This window comes from Parabacteroides merdae ATCC 43184 (assembly GCF_025151215.1).
GTDB lineage: Bacteria > Bacteroidota > Bacteroidia > Bacteroidales > Tannerellaceae > Parabacteroides > Parabacteroides merdae.
The window spans coordinates 2,917,961-2,934,461 of record NZ_CP102286.1 but is presented as its reverse complement, the minus strand read 5'-3'; the positions used below and the strand labels follow the sequence as shown (position 1 = coordinate 2,934,461).

The 16,501-nt window shown below is 46.0% G+C and carries 12 protein-coding genes; 9 read left to right on the top strand and 3 right to left on the bottom strand.

Annotated elements, in window-relative coordinates; all coding sequences use genetic code 11:
* Positions 1-158: 158 nt before the first annotated feature.
* A complete protein-coding gene (locus NQ542_RS12280; protein ID WP_039849706.1) occupies positions 159-2,270 on the top strand; it encodes a hypothetical protein in 2,112 nt (703 codons plus the stop codon).
* Positions 2,271-2,811: 541 nt separating this feature from the next.
* Entirely contained in the window at positions 2,812-5,517 is a 2,706-nt protein-coding gene (locus NQ542_RS17885) for a DUF6383 domain-containing protein (RefSeq protein ID WP_005634284.1), read from the top strand.
* Positions 5,518-6,494: 977 nt separating this feature from the next.
* Here the strand turns inward: NQ542_RS17885 and NQ542_RS12270 are convergent.
* On the bottom strand, positions 6,495-7,193 hold the full coding sequence (locus NQ542_RS12270) for a M48 family metallopeptidase (protein WP_005634281.1): 699 nt from the start codon (positions 7,191-7,193) through the stop codon (positions 6,495-6,497).
* Positions 7,194-7,301: 108 nt separating this feature from the next.
* On the opposite strand from NQ542_RS12270, the gene gpmI reads away from it, so the two are divergent.
* Genes gpmI through NQ542_RS12255 form a run of 3 tightly spaced genes read left to right on the top strand, consistent with a single transcriptional unit; the run spans position 7,302 to position 9,838 of the window.
* A complete protein-coding gene (gene gpmI, locus NQ542_RS12265) occupies positions 7,302-8,819 on the top strand; it encodes a 2,3-bisphosphoglycerate-independent phosphoglycerate mutase (protein WP_005634279.1) in 1,518 nt (505 codons plus the stop codon).
* A gap of 33 nt (positions 8,820-8,852) precedes the next feature.
* Positions 8,853-9,209 carry a four helix bundle protein gene (locus NQ542_RS12260; RefSeq protein WP_005634277.1) on the top strand — a complete coding sequence of 119 codons (357 nt, stop codon included), beginning with the start codon at positions 8,853-8,855 and terminating at the stop codon, positions 9,207-9,209.
* 44 nt (positions 9,210-9,253) lie between these two features.
* Positions 9,254-9,838 carry a DUF3109 family protein gene (locus NQ542_RS12255; RefSeq protein WP_005634275.1) on the top strand — a complete coding sequence of 195 codons (585 nt, stop codon included), beginning with the start codon at positions 9,254-9,256 and terminating at the stop codon, positions 9,836-9,838.
* An 85-nt stretch (positions 9,839-9,923) separates the two neighbouring features.
* On the opposite strand, the gene NQ542_RS12250 is transcribed toward NQ542_RS12255, so the two are convergent.
* Complete coding sequence (locus NQ542_RS12250) at positions 9,924-10,889, bottom strand: GNAT family N-acetyltransferase (RefSeq protein ID WP_005634273.1); 966 nt, start codon at positions 10,887-10,889, stop codon at positions 9,924-9,926.
* Positions 10,890-10,902: 13 nt separating this feature from the next.
* Complete coding sequence (locus NQ542_RS12245; RefSeq protein WP_005634271.1) at positions 10,903-11,727, bottom strand: 1-acyl-sn-glycerol-3-phosphate acyltransferase; 825 nt, start codon at positions 11,725-11,727, stop codon at positions 10,903-10,905.
* 315 nt (positions 11,728-12,042) lie between these two features.
* On the opposite strand from NQ542_RS12245, the gene NQ542_RS12240 reads away from it, so the two are divergent.
* The 4 genes from NQ542_RS12240 to lpxB all read left to right on the top strand — a co-directional run bounded on the left by NQ542_RS12240 (position 12,043) and on the right by lpxB (position 16,471).
* Complete coding sequence (locus NQ542_RS12240; RefSeq protein WP_005634269.1) at positions 12,043-13,596, top strand: sensor histidine kinase; 1,554 nt, start codon at positions 12,043-12,045, stop codon at positions 13,594-13,596.
* Positions 13,597-13,598: 2 nt separating this feature from the next.
* The gene (gene rprY / locus NQ542_RS12235) at positions 13,599-14,330 is read left to right on the top strand and encodes a response regulator transcription factor RprY (protein WP_005634267.1); all 732 of its coding nucleotides are present in this window, start codon (positions 13,599-13,601) and stop codon (positions 14,328-14,330) included.
* A 126-nt stretch (positions 14,331-14,456) separates the two neighbouring features.
* Positions 14,457-15,233: a 5'/3'-nucleotidase SurE gene (gene surE, locus NQ542_RS12230; RefSeq protein WP_005634265.1), complete on the top strand. Its 777-nt coding sequence runs from the start codon at positions 14,457-14,459 to the stop codon at positions 15,231-15,233.
* A gap of 104 nt (positions 15,234-15,337) precedes the next feature.
* Entirely contained in the window at positions 15,338-16,471 is a 1,134-nt protein-coding gene (gene lpxB / locus NQ542_RS12225; protein ID WP_005634263.1) for a lipid-A-disaccharide synthase, read from the top strand.
* Positions 16,472-16,501 lie beyond the last annotated feature (30 nt).

Genomic DNA, 16,501 nt, shown 5'->3' with positions numbered 1-16,501 from the left:
GTTAAGCCTTGATTTTTTGGTTACTTTTGGATCAAGCCAAAAGTAACAAGTAAACTATTATTTACCAGAAATCGAAGGAAAAATGTCAGAACTGTAAACTGAGGCTTGGCGGCAATCTCTTATCTTTATCCACAGAAACATATAAAAGGATAACTACCATGAAAAAACTGATAAGTTTAGTCAGCCTCTTTTGCCTGTCGGTCTTTTTACCTTTGTCTGTTATGGGAGAGCCCATTGACCGGGAGGCCGTTGTCAAGCGGCATCGCGTGTGTACGACCGGGACGCTTCTGAAAAGTCCGGCACAAGTAGGTAACGGCAAGTTTGCCTTCGGGATGGATATAACCGGATTGCAGACCTTCGTCCCCTTCAATACCCTGTCCGACTGGAGCTGGCACAGTTTTCCCCTCCCCGAAGGGATGAGAGCCGAAGATTACCGTCCGGTTGCCGTGGAGACGCACGGCAAAAAGATTGCTTATGAACTCCGCAATCCCGACCAGCCCGAGCTGTCCGAATGGCTGACCAAGAACCCTCATCGCTATAACCTGGGCCGTATCGGTTTCCGTCTACTGCGTGAAGACGGTACGGAAGCGCGGGAAATTGACCTGGGCAATGCCCGGCAGGAAATCGATCTGTGGACAGGTGTCGTCTATAGCCGTTTCGAACTGAACCGCAAAGAGGTGAAAGTGCGTACCGTCTGTCATCCCGATAAAGATATGATCGGAGTCAGTATCGAGTCCGAACTGTTGAACGATGGTAATATGAGCATCTATCTCGACTTTCCTTATCCCGACGGACGCTATTTCAAACATTACATAGGACGCTACGACACGATCTCTGGCCATACTTCCACCTTCGAGAAGTTGGCTCCGAACTCGGTCCGTATCACCCGTACGATGGATGACACGCACTACTACGCCACCCTTGACTGGACCGGCCCTGCCACTTTCAGCCGTGAATCTGAAAAGGCGCATACCTTCCTCCTCCAGCCCCGGCATACTTCCACCTTTTCCTTTACCTGCTGCTTCTCTCCTGAACCGGTCGCCGATGTGACTGAGCCGGTTGCCTCTATCGAACGGAAGAGTGCTGCCAGTTGGGAGAAGTACTGGCGTTCGGGAGCTGCCGTCGACCTCTCCGGAAGCAAAGATCCCCGCTGGCTGGAACTGGAGCGGCGTATTGTCCTCTCGCAGTACTTGATGCGTGCAAATGAAAGCGGACTGTTCCCACCTCAGGAATCCGGTCTGGTGAACAACGGCTGGTTCGGCCGTTTCCACTTCGAGATGATTTGGTGGCATGGTGTGCACTACGGGTTGTGGAACCGGATGGAATGTTTTGATAACTATCTGAACGTCTATAAGGACTTTATGCCGAAGGCTCTCGAACGTGCCAAGAGCGAAGGTCGCAGTGGTGCACGTTGGCCGAAGTGCACCGGAAACTTCAACCGCGAATGGCCTGGTAGCGCCCATGCCTATCTGATCTGGCACGAACCCCATCCGATCTACTTCGCCGAGATGCAATACCGTCAGAAACCTGCTCCCGAAACATTGGAGAAATGGAAAGACGTCGTGCTGAACACGGCCGATTATATGGCAGATTACCTTTTCTACGACAAAAAGACGAAACAATATGTCCTGGGTCCTCCTGTCGTTGTCGTTTCCGAGAATACGGACCCGTTGCAGACCATCAATCCGATTTTCGAGTTAGGCTATTTCCGCTACGGCTTGCGCACGGCGTTGGAATGGGCGGACCGGCTGGGCCTGTCGGAAAAAAGAACGAAGAAATGGAAGGAAGTACTTTCGAAGATGGCGCCCCTTCCCGTTGCCGACGGCGTCTATACCACCTACGAGGGCATCCCCGATATGTGGACAAAATATACCTACGAGCATCCGGCCCTGACCGGTGTCTACGGCATGTTGCCTGGTGACGGGGTAGACCTGCCGACCTTCAAGCATACGCTGGAGAAAGTCTGCAAAGAATGGCAGTTCAACCGCATTTGGGGTTGGGATTTCCCGATGTTGGCAATGGCTGCCGCCCGTACGGGACAGCCGGCACTGGCTATTGACATGCTGATGCACCCTTCCGCCGGATTCCAGTTCGACGAACATGGTTTGGCGACAGGCGGTCCGTTTCCCTATTTCCCTTCCAACGGAGCGTTGCTGACGGCAGTCGCCATGATGTGTGGCGGTTGGGACGGCTCGGAGGGTGAGGCTCCCGGTTTCCCGAAAGACGGGAGCTGGACGGTTCGCTACGAAGGGTTTGTGCCGATGCAGTAATAATGGCCGTTTGGGGGAGGAAAATCGGGCAATCACCGAAAAACAAACAAATAGGCATCGGATCAAAAACGGATAAGTATCCCTCTGAAACGTAGTAAGCATCAAGGATTTCCTTGAAAAAGACCGATTTTTGAACCAAAACGGGACTGATGAAATTTAAGACTTGGTAATTGAGAAAATAATTTATTGTAAATCAAGTGATTGGTGGGTCAAAAAATGACTAAAAAAAACGATCCTTTAAATTTGTCATTTTTCCGAGACAAAAATACGCATTCCTTTTTAAACCACAACTCTTTTCTGTAAAAAAATTCGTACCCCTATATCCTTTCTTATCAATTAGATAGCAATTGGAGTACAAAAAACCATCTTTCCAATACGAACTTCGAAGATAGGCAAAAAAAATGACTAAAAAAAAGGATCGTTTTTGCTATCAAAGTACAAATGTTAACACGTGTACATTATATATACGTGTACATAATGATAGTAAGAAGTAAGAACTGATATTTCAATTAACTGTATTATTAATATTAAAATTTAGATTATGAACAAGAGATTTTCTACTCTCGTTGCTGCCTTCGCAGCAATTGCTACTGTCTCTTATGCACAGATCGGTGACAAGTATGTGCATTTGAAGACCAGTTCTACTTACCTGACTTGGGATAAGGCTTCTTTGGCAGACTCTGTGACACTTGGTAGTAAAGGTACTACTAAGGCGGATATGGACTCTGCTTTGTGGAAAGCCAATTTGGTTCGTGTCAATATGCCGGGTAATGACTCTATCTACACATTGACGAACAAAGCTACTCAGAAACAGCTTTCTTTCTCTGCTAAATTGAATGGCGCAGATAAATTCGGTACGGCTATTGCTGCTGGTATTAGCGAATTTAAAATTAAACATGGTACGGGTGGTTATAGTATTATCGGTACAACTACTGATGGCAAGTTGGTTGAGATGTCTCAAACTACCGGCTTGTTGATGGTTGATGGCAAAACTGACAAAGCTGGTGCAACAGGTACGGCTGCTGTTTTCACAGTAGAAGCAGCTGAAGCAAATTATGATGTAACAAAAGCAGACCTTGCTCCGGTTCTTCCTTCATTCAAATTTGACTTTGCCGGTCGTGACGGTGGTCTTTTCACTGCTAATGAATTGATTCCGGTTCCTGTCGGTAACAAATTCCGCTTCCAGGTAGTTGGTCAGGAAAACAGCACGAAGGGTACAAAGAAGCCGCAGTATATTACAATCGATACTGTAATGGTGGGTACTGCCGCTTCTGTAAAAGCTGCTTCTTTCCAGTTGGATACAACTATTACTGTTACATCTTCTGCATATAAAGGTGCTTTGAATGAAGGTTTGCAGACATTTACTTTGAAAATGGACTTGGGTAACGATTCTATCGTTATGACAACTGATTCTATTGTTCGTTTCAATACAGCTGGCGAATTTGAAGTTGCAGATCATGGTGCTGGTTCAGGAGTTACTTATCTTGTAGGTTACAAGAGCTTTGATGGTAGTGCTAAGTTGGTTGTAGACTCTATCCAGATCAATGCTCCGCTTATCACAATCTCTAAAGGTACTCCGGTTAAACTGGCTGGTGGAACAGGTGTTTATTCTTTGCAGTTTAAAGGTACAGGCGGTAATGCAACTAATAATGATAAGTATTTGACTGGTACAAGTGGTACTTATGCCGAAGCTGCTTCTGTATATGTTCCTTCTACTCAGTTCTATGTAAAGGAAAACGAAGATGGTACTTATTCTGCTCAGGCTCGTGATATTGTCTCTGCAACTGTTTCTTCAGGCGTTACCACAGGCTCTAATGGTGAAAGTTTAGCTGTTGTTGCTCCGGCACAACCGTTTACAAATCAACCTTTGTACGCAGTAGATGCAGCTAAGAGCATTTACACTACTGTTGGTGGTGATACTTTGGTATTCACAAAACTCGATGTAGATATGGCTAACAAGCACATCGGTTACAAGTACTATACAAAAGAAGAAATGGGTTACGGTGCTGTTAAGTTCAATCTGGCTTCTAAAGCTGCTGATGATATCTATTTGACTTTGGTTCAGGATTCTGTAATTGCTGGTGCTAAAGGTGCTGACAAAGCTGTTGAATTGCGTCTGATGGAAGGGGCTGATTTGGCTACTGTTGGTGATACTATTTATTATGGTGCTCAGACTTTAGGTGATACATTGGTTCGTGTTGCTTATGCAATGGAAAAAGCTTATAATGCTGAAGGTCGATTTGCTTATGAAGGCGCTGTTGTAAAATTGACATCTTCTACTAACGGAGCTGTTAATGAAAATCAAAAACGTTTCTTCTTCGCAGAAAATCCTGTCGGTGGCTCTTATAAGGTGGTAGCTGCTAATGAAAATACTGCTAAGATGGTTACAATGAATATCTCTAATCTTACTGTAACTTATGATAATCCGACTGCAAGTGTTGAAACTTACTTCAACATCGAAGGTGCTGAAGCTCCTGTCTATGCTAAGGTTGATGCAGGTCATTACAATGTAGTAAACGGTAGTGAAATGTTGACTGCTTCTGCTGGTATCGCTAAGATGTTGCGCGTAGGTGACGAACTGAAAGCTGCTGCTGATGATTCTGACTTCTCTCTGTATGTTGACTCTGCTTATGTGAATCGTGGCGATGACAATACAGAATATGGTTACTACATCTACAAAGGTGCAGAAGTTAAGAACGACACAATCGTTGGTAACGTTTTGGCTGCTAAGGGTGACTTCGTTGCAAACAATGCTACAGGCGACAGCGCAATCTTCCGTGGTGTAACTGTTGTTGCTGATACGATTGCTTATACTGGCGATCTGAAAGATGGCAAACAGAATAAATATAAAGTAAGAGATGCTAAGAATACTTCTCTTGTTGGCTTCAAAGTTGTTGACGGTGAAGGTTATGAAATCGTAGCTCTTAATACAAACAAGAGTTTGGCTGTAGTTAACGGTACGGTTATCTTCTCTAACACTGTTGCTCCTCAGGTATTTACTTTGGACGCTGCTGAAGCTCCTACTGCAAACGAAGGTGTTGAAGTATCTGAAGTGAAAGTGATCGCTACTGAAGGTGGTGTTCAGATCGTAGGCGCTACCGGTAAGAAAGTTGTTGTCAGCAACATTTTAGGCCAGGTAGTGGCTAACACAGTTATCACTTCCGACAACGCAACTATCGCTGCTCCTCAGGGTGTGGTTGTAGTAGCTGTTGAAGGCGAAGAAGCTGTTAAAGCTATTGTTAAGTAATTGGCAAATAGATTGTAAAAGTGTCGCGTACATCAGTGCGCGGCACTTTCGAAATATTAAAATCAAATAATTCTAAGATTCATCGTGTGGTATTCCCGGAACACATCAGCTTTTACAGCTCTCCGTCCGGATCGACCAATTACCCCGCGAGGGCGAACAAGCGGTGAATATTAATACTAAAGTAATGAAATTAAAAAAAGTTCATCTGCTCTCCCTCTGTGAAGACCGAAGCAGACAAAAAACAATCCCCTGTAGTCAATGATTGCAGGGGATTCGTTTTTTCTGGAAAGAAATAGGAAAGATACTTGATCTTCCGTCCTTTATGACGATATATTTACCGTCGAAGTAACAGGGCAACCGCATCAAAATTTTCCAATATGACGTTTTATCATATTGTTGAATAGGTATTAAATTGGCGAAATACGGTTCTTCATTTCACAAAAGCCCTCTCTTTATTTAGCAGAAACAAGCAGATAATTCCGTAAACACCCCCATGTTGCCATCCTTAACATCCGGGTGTAGAGAGCCGGTACATCCGGGTGTAAGAGGGGGTAACATGGGGATGTCCGGCAACTAAAGTACTGTGCCAGACAATAAAAACTACCCGGTTTTACCTATTTTATAGCCGTTTTTACATAAAATAATCGAGTGGTTTGCAGGGATGGAAATAGGGTGTTTATTGTTTTTGTTATTTGTAATGTATTAATATACAGTTGTATATAAGCGGAGTGCCTATTTTTATCCAAATTGCCAGTGATAGGGGTGTGATACCGTAGTGATAGAGAAAACGGGCATATATCACAAATAAGACAAGTTGAATATCAATTGGTACAAAGAAATCAGTGATACAGTGACAGAGGAAGTGGAAAACGATTTTGTGACACGCTTTATAAGAAGTGGTCATATGTCTTAAGCAACATCGAGATCATGGAACGATTATCCCAAGGACTGAATAATCAGATATTCCGCAATCCGGCTTACAGCATATGATACTTCTTCAACTCCTTCCTCAGTTCTAACGCTTTCCCCTCTGTGACCTTGTCCATCAATGCCCAAAAACGGTCACTGTGGTTCATCTCGATGGTGTGGCAAAGTTCGTGGAGGAGGACGTAGTCGATCAGGTGCCAGGGCAGGAGCATCAGGGAAAGAGAGAGATTGATGCTGCGACGTGGTGTGCAACTACCCCAATGGCTTTTGCTGTTGAAGATTTTTACATCCGTGCAGGTGAAGCCGTGCCGGGAGGCCAGGTCGAGCAACCGTGAAGGTAAGAGGCGGCGGGCCTCATGCCGGAGGGCTTGCTCAATGAAGTCTTTCAGGAGTTTTTGTACACGTTCGTCGGCGAAGTCGGTCTGCGAGGGACAGGCGATGTGCAGGACGCCATCGTCTAATTTCATATAGAAGTTAGCCCGGTCGGTACGGAAGACATGGAGGCGGAACGTTGCGGTTTGCATCTTCGTCTCATCTGTCAGGAGCGGGCGGGCGGGATGTTTGGCAAGGGCGGCAAGAAGTTTTTCCTTGTTTTCCCGGATAAAAGCGAGCATACGCGCTTCGTTTCCACCCGGAGGCATGGTAGCCGTAATCGTCCCTTTGGAGATTTTCAGTGTGTAACGGGTAGCACGGGGACTGGTGCGGAGGTGGATGGTTCCTAACTCTTTATCTTGTATCGTCTTTTCCATATCGTTCACAAAAGTAATATTTTCCAAGCAAACAATATATGCCCGGAATTGCTTATCTTTGTGCCCGAATAACGAAAATGAGTATAAACAATAAATAATTAAGCAATCATGAGCAAGAAAGCCCTTTTAATGATTCTTGACGGCTGGGGTATCGGCGATCAAGGTAAAGACGATGTAATCTTTAACACTCCCACTCCTTATTGGGACAGCCTGCTGGCCACTTATCCTCATTCACAGTTACAGGCAAGCGGTGAAAACGTAGGGTTGCCTGACGGACAAATGGGTAACTCTGAAGTCGGACATCTCAATATCGGGGCCGGACGTATCGTTTACCAGGATTTGGTGAAGATTAACCGCGCTTGTGCCGACAATAGCATCATGAAGAACCCTGAAATCGTTTCTGCCTTCTCTTATGCCAAAGAACATGGCAAAAATATCCATTTCATGGGGTTGACCTCCAACGGTGGCGTACACAGTTCTTTCGACCACCTGTTCAAACTTTGCGATATCTCCAAGGAATATGGAATCGACAATACTTTCATCCACTGCTTCATGGACGGTCGCGACACAGACCCGAAGAGCGGTAAAGGATTTATCGAACAACTGACGGCCCACTGTGCACAGTCTGCCGGAAAGATCGCATCCATCGTCGGTCGTTTCTATGCAATGGACCGCGACAAACGTTGGGAACGCGTGAAAGAAGCCTACGACCTGCTGGTTGAAGGCAAGGGCAAACAGGCTACCGACATGGTTCAGGCCATGCAGGAATCGTATGATGAAGGCGTGACCGACGAGTTTATCAAACCGATCAACAACGCTACAGTAGATGGTACGATCAAAGAAGGTGATGTCGTGATCTTTTTCAACTACCGCAACGACCGTGCAAAAGAATTGACTGTCGTGCTGACCCAGCAGGATATGCCGGAACAGGGTATGCACACGATCCCTGGTTTGCAGTATTACTGCATGACTCCGTACGATGCTTCTTTCAAAGGGGTCCATATCCTGTTCGACAAGGAAAACGTCCAGAACACATTGGGAGAATACCTGGCTGAAAACGGGAAAACACAGCTTCATATCGCCGAGACGGAGAAGTACGCTCATGTGACTTTCTTCTTTAACGGTGGTCGCGAAACTCCGTACAAAAATGAAGAACGTATCTTGGTTCCGAGCCCGAAAGTCGCCACTTACGACCTGAAGCCGGAAATGAGCGCTTACGAAGTAAAGGACAAGTTGGTTGAGGCTATCAATACGCAGAAGTTCGACTTCATCGTCGTGAACTATGCTAATGGTGATATGGTTGGCCATACCGGTATCTATAGTGCCATCGAAAAGGCCGTAACGGCTATCGACAACTGTGTGAAAGACACGGTCGAGGCTGCCAAAGCCAATGGCTATGAAGTAATCATCATCGCCGACCACGGTAATGCCGATCACGCGCTCAACGAAGACGGTACTCCCAACACGGCTCACTCCCTGAACCCGGTTCCTTTTGTATATGTGACAGAAAACAAAAATGCAAAAGTGGAAAACGGTGTCCTGGCCGATGTCGCTCCGTCTATCCTGCATATTTTGGGCATGGCACAGCCGGCTGATATGACAGGGCAGGACTTGATAAAGAATTAAAAATTAAGAATTAAAAATTAAAAAATAAGACTGGTGAATAATGTGATCCAGACTAAATCGTATGCGTTTGCTATTCGTATAGTGAACGCATACAAGTTTTTAACAAATGATCAAAAGGAGTATGTCTTATCAAAACAGATGTTGCGGAGCGGTACTGCTATAGGAGCATTGGTTGCAGAAGCACATCATGCGCAAAGTAGTGCTGATTTTCTTAATAAAATGAATGTTGCTTTGAAAGAAGCTAATGAAACATTTTATTGGCTCTCTTTATTGAGAGATACGGATTATTTAAGTGAACAGATTTATAAATCTATCTCGATTGATTGTAAGGAATTGATTGCTCTTTTGGTTAGCATAGTCAAGTCTGTAAAATCATCATTAGGGAGATAAGCATTTATTTTCTAATTTTCAATTTTTAATTTTCAATTTAAGAAGTGATTCAAATAGACAATACCCTAGTCAGCCTCGACGTTCTCGAACGCCAGTTCTTATGCGATCTGTCGCATTGCAAAGGTATTTGCTGTGTGGAAGGTGATTCCGGTGCACCCCTGCTGGAGGAAGAGGTGGGCGAACTGGAAAAAGCCCTTCCGGTTATCTGGGACGATCTGGCGCCAAAAGCTCAGGAGATCATCAAGAAACAAGGCGTTGCCTATATTGATGAAGAGGGAGACTTAGTGACTTCTATCGTAAACGGGAAAGACTGTGTTTTTACCTGTTATGATGCGGACGGAACTTGCAAGTGTGCGGTGGAGAAGGCCTATCGCGAAGGTAAGCTCTCTTTCTATAAACCGGTTTCCTGCCACCTTTACCCGATACGTGTGGAAAAGTACGATACGTTCGAAGCAGTTAATTATAATCGCTGGAGTATCTGCAAAGCCGCAGAGATACTGGGTAAGAAAGAAAAACTCCCGGTCTATAAGTTTCTGAAGGAACCGCTGGTCCGCCGTTTCGGAAAGGACTGGTACGAGGCTCTTGAGGAGATTGCCGGAGAGTGGGAGAAACAGAAGAACGAAGAGTGATTTAAGGCTAAACATAAAAGAGCCATGTATGCGGATGATGCATCATCTGGCGTACATGGCTCTTCGTATGTCTTTATATCCCGTTTTAACTATTGCGTATCAAGTCGGCCGATTTGCCTTCCTCGTTCAGATAGGTTTCGATATGACGTTTCTTTTTGTCTTCGAGAATTTCATTGATGGCGATCAGGATGCCGGTCTCTTCCACCTCCCCGAACTCATGGTTGATAGCGGTGCCGAATACACGCATTTTAGGGGAGAGGCTCATATAAGCATTGACCAACGGCGGCACATTGATGCCGAACTTGCGGACTTCTTGGTTCAAGACCTTGTAATTGTCCTTGAAGTTGTCATACTTGAAAAGCTCCTGCATTTTTTCTGGATCCGTGCCTGTTTCCAATGGGCAGATCGGAGTGATCAGTTTCTCCGGGTCGGGGAAGTGCATGTTCAGAAAATACAGGATCATGTTGCGGGCTTCGGAATTATAGGTGTTATACATCGTTACCTTCCCGAAGTAATACTGCAAGCTGGGGTCCACCACGGAAAGAGCTCCCAGGCCATCCCAAAGATTGTCCAATACGAACAATCCTTTTGCGCTGCCACTACGGGTCGACTGGTATTCTAGCGTTACGAACGAACGGCCCAGCTCGACCGTGTACGGTAAATATTCTTTATTGAACTTATCGGAGAAATTGAAAAGGTGGGAAGTTGCTAAAACAGGTTTGCCGGCTTTGTCGAATTTTACATCCGAACCGCAGAGGAAGCGGTAGCCGCCTAAAATCTGTTCGTCTTCAGGGCTCCATACGATAAGCTGGCGGTAAGCGTCGTCCATCGTATCGTATTCGTCGATATCGACCGGAAAGCCGGTCCCACCTCCGTAATATCGGAAAGCGATTTCCCTGAGTCGCCCGATCTCCTGCATCACGTTGGGAGAGTCGTGGGCTGTGATAATGTATATCTCATTGTTGGATTTGTTGGTCCTCCTCAGCTTCTTGTCCCCGGTCAGTTCAGCTTTCAGGAGAGCACGGTCAATCGGTTTGATGATGTCTTGCATATAATAAAATCAATTATTTCTTTAGATTATAGACGATTTCCTTCACCCACTCAGCCCACTCAGCCGGTTTACGGCTACTGTCGAAAGTTTGCCAGGGAATCGGTTTCCCGAAATGGATGCTGTATGTCTTGTGCTTGCTTTTGAACATCTCGTCGGGCAGGTAGATCATTTCGTAATTCATCTTTATGCCCAATGCTTTCCGCATGTTGGCGAGACGGTAGAAAAAATTGGAGTTACGTCCTTCGAAAAACACCGGTACGATGTCCCGCCGGTATTCCACGGCCTTTTGGATAAACGACTTCTTCCATTCGGTGTCCTGTATCTTCCCGTTTTGTTTGCGTGAGCATAAACCGGCGGGAAATGTGATGATTTGGTTGTCCGAAGCGTATGCCTTTTCGATCAGTTCGGCGTTCTTTTTCCCCTGCGCCCCATGTTTGTTGATAGGGACGAAGATCGACCTCAGGTTAGACAGGTAGAGCAGCAGGTCGTTCACCAGGTAGCGGATCTTCCCGTCGAAACGTCCGCCGATAATGGCCGACAGGCAAATCCCGTCCAGTCCGCCCAGCGGATGGTTGGAAGCGAATATGTACCGCCCTTCGGCAGGAATATTCTCTTCGTTTACCAGTTCCAGATTCAAGTCAAAATATCCGATCAACTCCTGCATGAACGCTACCCCGTCTTTATCGTGATACCGGCGGAGGATCTCGTTCAGCTCATCCTGATGAACAGTACGGATCAGATAGTCAACCATAAAACCGGGAATCTTACGGGCAGCCGAAGGCGCCTTTTGCCGTAATACCTGTTTGATGTCTATCTGTGTAATACCTTCTTGTATCATTTCACGTAACTCTTACGGGAGGCAAAGATAGAGTTAATAATTAAAAGTCAATGCTTTCGGGAAAAGTTTTTAAGTGTCGGCTACAACAATTCATGTTGTACAGCTGTTCTTACTAATTAGTACGGAACGTGCAAGATATGATGATACGTCTGTGAAAGGGATGTAAGGTGTTAGTTTAAAAATAGATAGAAAGAGAATTGCAATCCTTTGGTAATGCATTTTTAACATTTTTGGTATTCTGTTTTTACCTTTTTTGTGTAAATATTAAATTAAAAGGCGCGTTATTTGTGATATTAAAACGAGAGATTTATTGATATGAGGAAGTCTACGATTTGGTTGCTTGCGGTGGTGATGGCTTTTGCTTTTGCCGGTTTGCTTTTTTTGCAGGTAAAATATGTAAGTATCATACTCAAGAAAAGTAGCGAGCAGTTCAATGAAACAGTCAAACGATCGATGCACCAAGTCTCGAAAAATCTGGAGCTTGATGAAACGGCCCGGTATCTGGAAGAAGATCTCAGCCGTGACGAGGCCAACAATTACCTATACCAGAACGAACAGAGCAGTCTTGGCGGTGGAATCATCACTGAGAAAAAATACAAGATGCAGTTCACTAATGCCGATGGAACTGTAGAACATATCGAGTTTCATAGCGATATCCGGACACGCAAGTTTGAACCGCTTTCTTCGCTGGGCAGCAATAAAGTACCTAACAGTATCGTTAGTACGTCAAAGGATTTGCAGCAAACGCTGAAACGTCGTTATCAGTACCAAAGCGGGTTGTTTAACGAAGTGATCTTGAATATCTTGCATACGGCAAACCTGAAGCCGATCGAAGAAAGGATAGATTTTAAAAAGCTGAATAATTACTTAAAATCAGAATTTGTTAACAACGGATTGAACCTGCCGTTCGTCTTTGCTGTTATTAACAAAGACGGAAAGATCGTCTATCAGAACGGGGATATTCCTCCTGTATCAGACGTGATTCAACAGGTGCTGTTCCCCAACGATCCTCCTTCGAAGCAGAATTACCTGAAAGTGTATTTCCCGACGAAGGGTGATTATATTTCAAGTTCTGTAACATTTATCGTACCGTCAATCATCTTCTCGCTGATACTTTTGGTAACGTTTATCTTTACCATTTATATCGTGTTCCGTCAGAAGCGACTTTCGGAAATGAAGAATGACTTTATCAACAATATGACGCACGAACTGAAGACACCGGTTTCGACCATCTCGCTTGCCGCACAGATGCTGAAGGACTCGGACATCACGAAGAGCCCCGATGTGTTCAAGCATATCTCCGGGGTGATCAACGACGAGACGAAACGATTGGGCTTCCTGGTGGAAAAGGTGCTGCAAATGTCGCTGTTCGAACGCCAGAAAGCAGCCCTCAAGCTGAAGGAGGTGGATGCGAACGATTTGCTGGCAAGCGTTGCCAATACATTCGCCCTGAAAGTCGAGAAGTATGACGGCACGATCGACATCGACCTGCAGGCAGAAGATTCGGATATCTACGTGGATGAGATGCACATCACGAACGTACTGTTCAACCTGCTGGACAACGCCGTGAAGTATCGCCGCCTCGAAGTGCCGCTGACGCTGATGTGCCGCACCTGGAACGAGAACGGCAAGTTGTTGATATCGATCGAGGACAACGGCATCGGGATCAAGAAAGAATACCTCAAGAAAGTATTCGACCGCTTCTTCCGCGTGCCGACAGGAAACGTACACGACGTGAAAGGGTTCGGACTCGGACTTGCTTACGTCCGTAAAATAGTAGAGGACCATAAAGGTACGATACGTGCCGAAGTGGGAACCGGAAATGTAGGAACAAAATTTATTATTACTTTACCTCTTATAAAAAGTTAGTTATGGAAGAAAAACTAAAAATCTTCTTTTGCGAAGACGACGAAAACCTGGGTATGCTATTAAGAGAATACTTGCAGGCAAAAGGTTATGTGACTGACCTCTTCTCCGATGGAGAAGCCGGTTACAAAGGTTTCACCAAAGGCAAATATGACCTTTGCGTACTTGACGTGATGATGCCGAAAAAAGACGGCTTCACGCTGGCTCAGGAAATCCGTTCTATCAACCCTGATATCCCTGTTATCTTCCTTACGGCCAAGACTATGAAGGAAGATATCCTGGAAGGTTTCAAAATCGGTGCGGATGATTATCTGACGAAACCTTTCAGCATGGAAGAACTCTTGCTCCGTATCGAAGCGATCCTTCGCCGCGTGAAAGGCAAGAAAATGAAAGATATTCCTTTCTACAAGTTAGGAAACTTCTTGTTCGATACCCAGAAACAGACACTGGCTATCGGCGACAAGGTCACGAAGCTGACAACTAAGGAATGCGAACTTCTGAGTCTCCTTTGCGCACATGCAAATGAAATATTGGAACGTAATTATGCACTGAAGACAATCTGGGTAGACGATAACTACTTCAATGCCCGTAGCATGGACGTATATATCACGAAACTTCGCAAGCTGTTGAAGGATGATCCGGGAATCGAAATCATCAACATTCACGGTAAGGGCTACAAGCTGATCACTCCTTCCGGAGAAGAAGCAGCCCGTGAAGAAGGCATTCAGGTTCTTTAATTAGAGCTTAACAGGACGCAAATTACACAGACAAGCGCAGAGTAACGCAGATGTCATTATCTATAAAGGATAAGTCTGCGTTACTTTGCGCTTTTTCACTATATTTGTGTGCAATTAAATAACGATATGATGAACGATAGACCGCTTATTCTGATTACAAACGATGACGGCGTTGAAGCCAAGGGGATAAAAGAACTCACCGAGTGCCTCCGGGACCTTGGGGACATTGTGGTTTTCGCTCCCGACGGGCCCCGTTCGGGAATGGCAAGCGCGATCACTTCGCTCGTGCCGATCAAGTATACATTGGTGAGGAAAGAAAAAGGACTGACGGTTTATAGCTGTACCGGGACTCCGGTCGATTGTGTGAAACTGGCCATCAACGAGGTGTTGGAGCGCAAGCCTGACCTGTTGGCCTCCGGGATCAATCATGGTGGCAACCATGCCATCTGCATCCAGTATTCCGGTACGATGGGGGCAGCTGCCGAAGGATGCGTGTTCGGTATTCCTTCGATGGGCGTGTCGCTCTTGGATCATCGTGCGGATGCCGACTTTGCCGAGAGCTGCCGTTTAGGGCGCATGCTTGCACGGCGGATCATAAAAGAAGGATTGCCGCATGGCACTTATCTGAACCTGAACGTTCCCAATGTCCCGAACGTAAAAGGAATGAAGGTATGCCGGCAGGCGGACGGGCGCTGGACCAATGAATTCAAACGGTCGGAAAACGCAGCGGGCGAACCTGTCTTCTGGCTTGCCGGTGCATTCGAGAATGCCAAGCCGATCCATGCCGACAACGACACGTTGGCGCTCGACAGCGGCTACGCCTCGCTTGTTCCTTGCAAGATAGATGTGACGGACTATGATTTTTTAGCTGTGCTAAAAAATCAGTTGAAAGTTGAGAGTTGAAAATTGAAAGTTGGAAATAGATAACGTGAAATTATTCCGGTTCCAGCTTACTTTATTCTCTTGATCTTTGCAACTCTCAACTTTCAACTTTCAACTGAAAAAATATGAAATATTTTTTAATAGCGGGCGAAGCTTCCGGTGATCTGCATGCCTCCAACCTGATGGCAGCACTGAAGAAGCAGGATGCCGAAGCGGATTTTCGTTTCCTGGGCGGCGATCTTATGCAGGCAGTCGGAGGGACGCTGGTGAAGCATTACAGGGATATGGCTTTCATGGGCTTTATCCCCGTACTGCTCAATCTCCGTACGATCCTGAACAACATGAAAGCCTGCCAGGAGGAAATCCGGCAGTACAGGCCCGATGTGGTGATCCTGATCGATTATCCGGGGTTCAATTTGAAGATAGCCAAATATGTAAAGACGCAGTTGGGGCTGCCTGTCTACTATTATATTTCACCTAAGATATGGGCTTGGAAACAGTATCGTATCAAGGATTTCCGTCGCTACGTGGACCGGATGTTCTGCATCCTGCCTTTCGAAGTGGAGTTTTTCCGCAATCTCGACTATCCGGTGGACTATGTGGGCAATCCTTCGGTCGATTCGGTTGCCTGCTATAGGGAGAAACAGGCGGCCGGACCTGATACATTCCGTGAGGACGAACAGTTGGACGAACGCCCCGTATTGGCGCTGTTGGCAGGCAGCCGCCGTCAGGAGATCAAAGACAACCTTCCGACCATGCTGAAGGTGGCAACCGCCTATCCGGGCCACCAGCCTGTGATTGCCGGTGCTCCCGGTTTGGAACCGGAATATTACAGGCAATATATCGGCGACGCGGATGTGAAGATCGTGTTCGGCAAAACCTATCCTCTCCTCAGCCATAGTGATGCGGCGTTGGTTACATCGGGGACGGCTACGCTTGAGACATCGCTTTTCCGTGTGCCGCAAGTCGTCTGCTATTATGTCGCGGCCGGCCGGCTGGCAAGTTTTATTTTTCGCCATTTCTTCCATACGAAATACATTTCGCTGGTCAATCTGATAGCCGGACGCGAAGTGGTGCAGGAGCTGTTCGGTGTCCGATTTTCGTATGACCAGATACATGATGAGTTAGGACGTGTCTTGAATGATCATGCCTACCGTAGACGCATGCTCGACGGCTATGACGAGATGATCCGCCTGCTTGGAAAACCGGGTGCTTCCCGGCGTACAGCGGAGCTTATCTATCAATCACTGAAGCATTAACATTTTTTGTAAACAGTCTTTGCAGCATTT

Bases quoted from the DNA above. Each gene is read 5' to 3' on its own strand.
- NQ542_RS12280 (WP_039849706.1), top strand. From the start codon at position 159: ATGAAAAAACTGATAAGTTTAGTCAGCCTCTTTTGCCTGTCGGTCTTT.
- NQ542_RS17885 (WP_005634284.1), top strand. From the start codon at position 2,812: ATGAACAAGAGATTTTCTACTCTCGTTGCTGCCTTCGCAGCAATTGCT.
- NQ542_RS12270 (WP_005634281.1), bottom strand. From the start codon at position 7,193: ATGGAAAAGACGATACAAGATAAAGAGTTAGGAACCATCCACCTCCGC.
- gpmI (WP_005634279.1), top strand. From the start codon at position 7,302: ATGAGCAAGAAAGCCCTTTTAATGATTCTTGACGGCTGGGGTATCGGC.
- NQ542_RS12250 (WP_005634273.1), bottom strand. From the start codon at position 10,889: ATGCAAGACATCATCAAACCGATTGACCGTGCTCTCCTGAAAGCTGAA.
- NQ542_RS12245 (WP_005634271.1), bottom strand. From the start codon at position 11,727: ATGATACAAGAAGGTATTACACAGATAGACATCAAACAGGTATTACGG.
- NQ542_RS12240 (WP_005634269.1), top strand. From the start codon at position 12,043: ATGAGGAAGTCTACGATTTGGTTGCTTGCGGTGGTGATGGCTTTTGCT.
- rprY (WP_005634267.1), top strand. From the start codon at position 13,599: ATGGAAGAAAAACTAAAAATCTTCTTTTGCGAAGACGACGAAAACCTG.
- surE (WP_005634265.1), top strand. From the start codon at position 14,457: ATGATGAACGATAGACCGCTTATTCTGATTACAAACGATGACGGCGTT.
- lpxB (WP_005634263.1), top strand. From the start codon at position 15,338: ATGAAATATTTTTTAATAGCGGGCGAAGCTTCCGGTGATCTGCATGCC.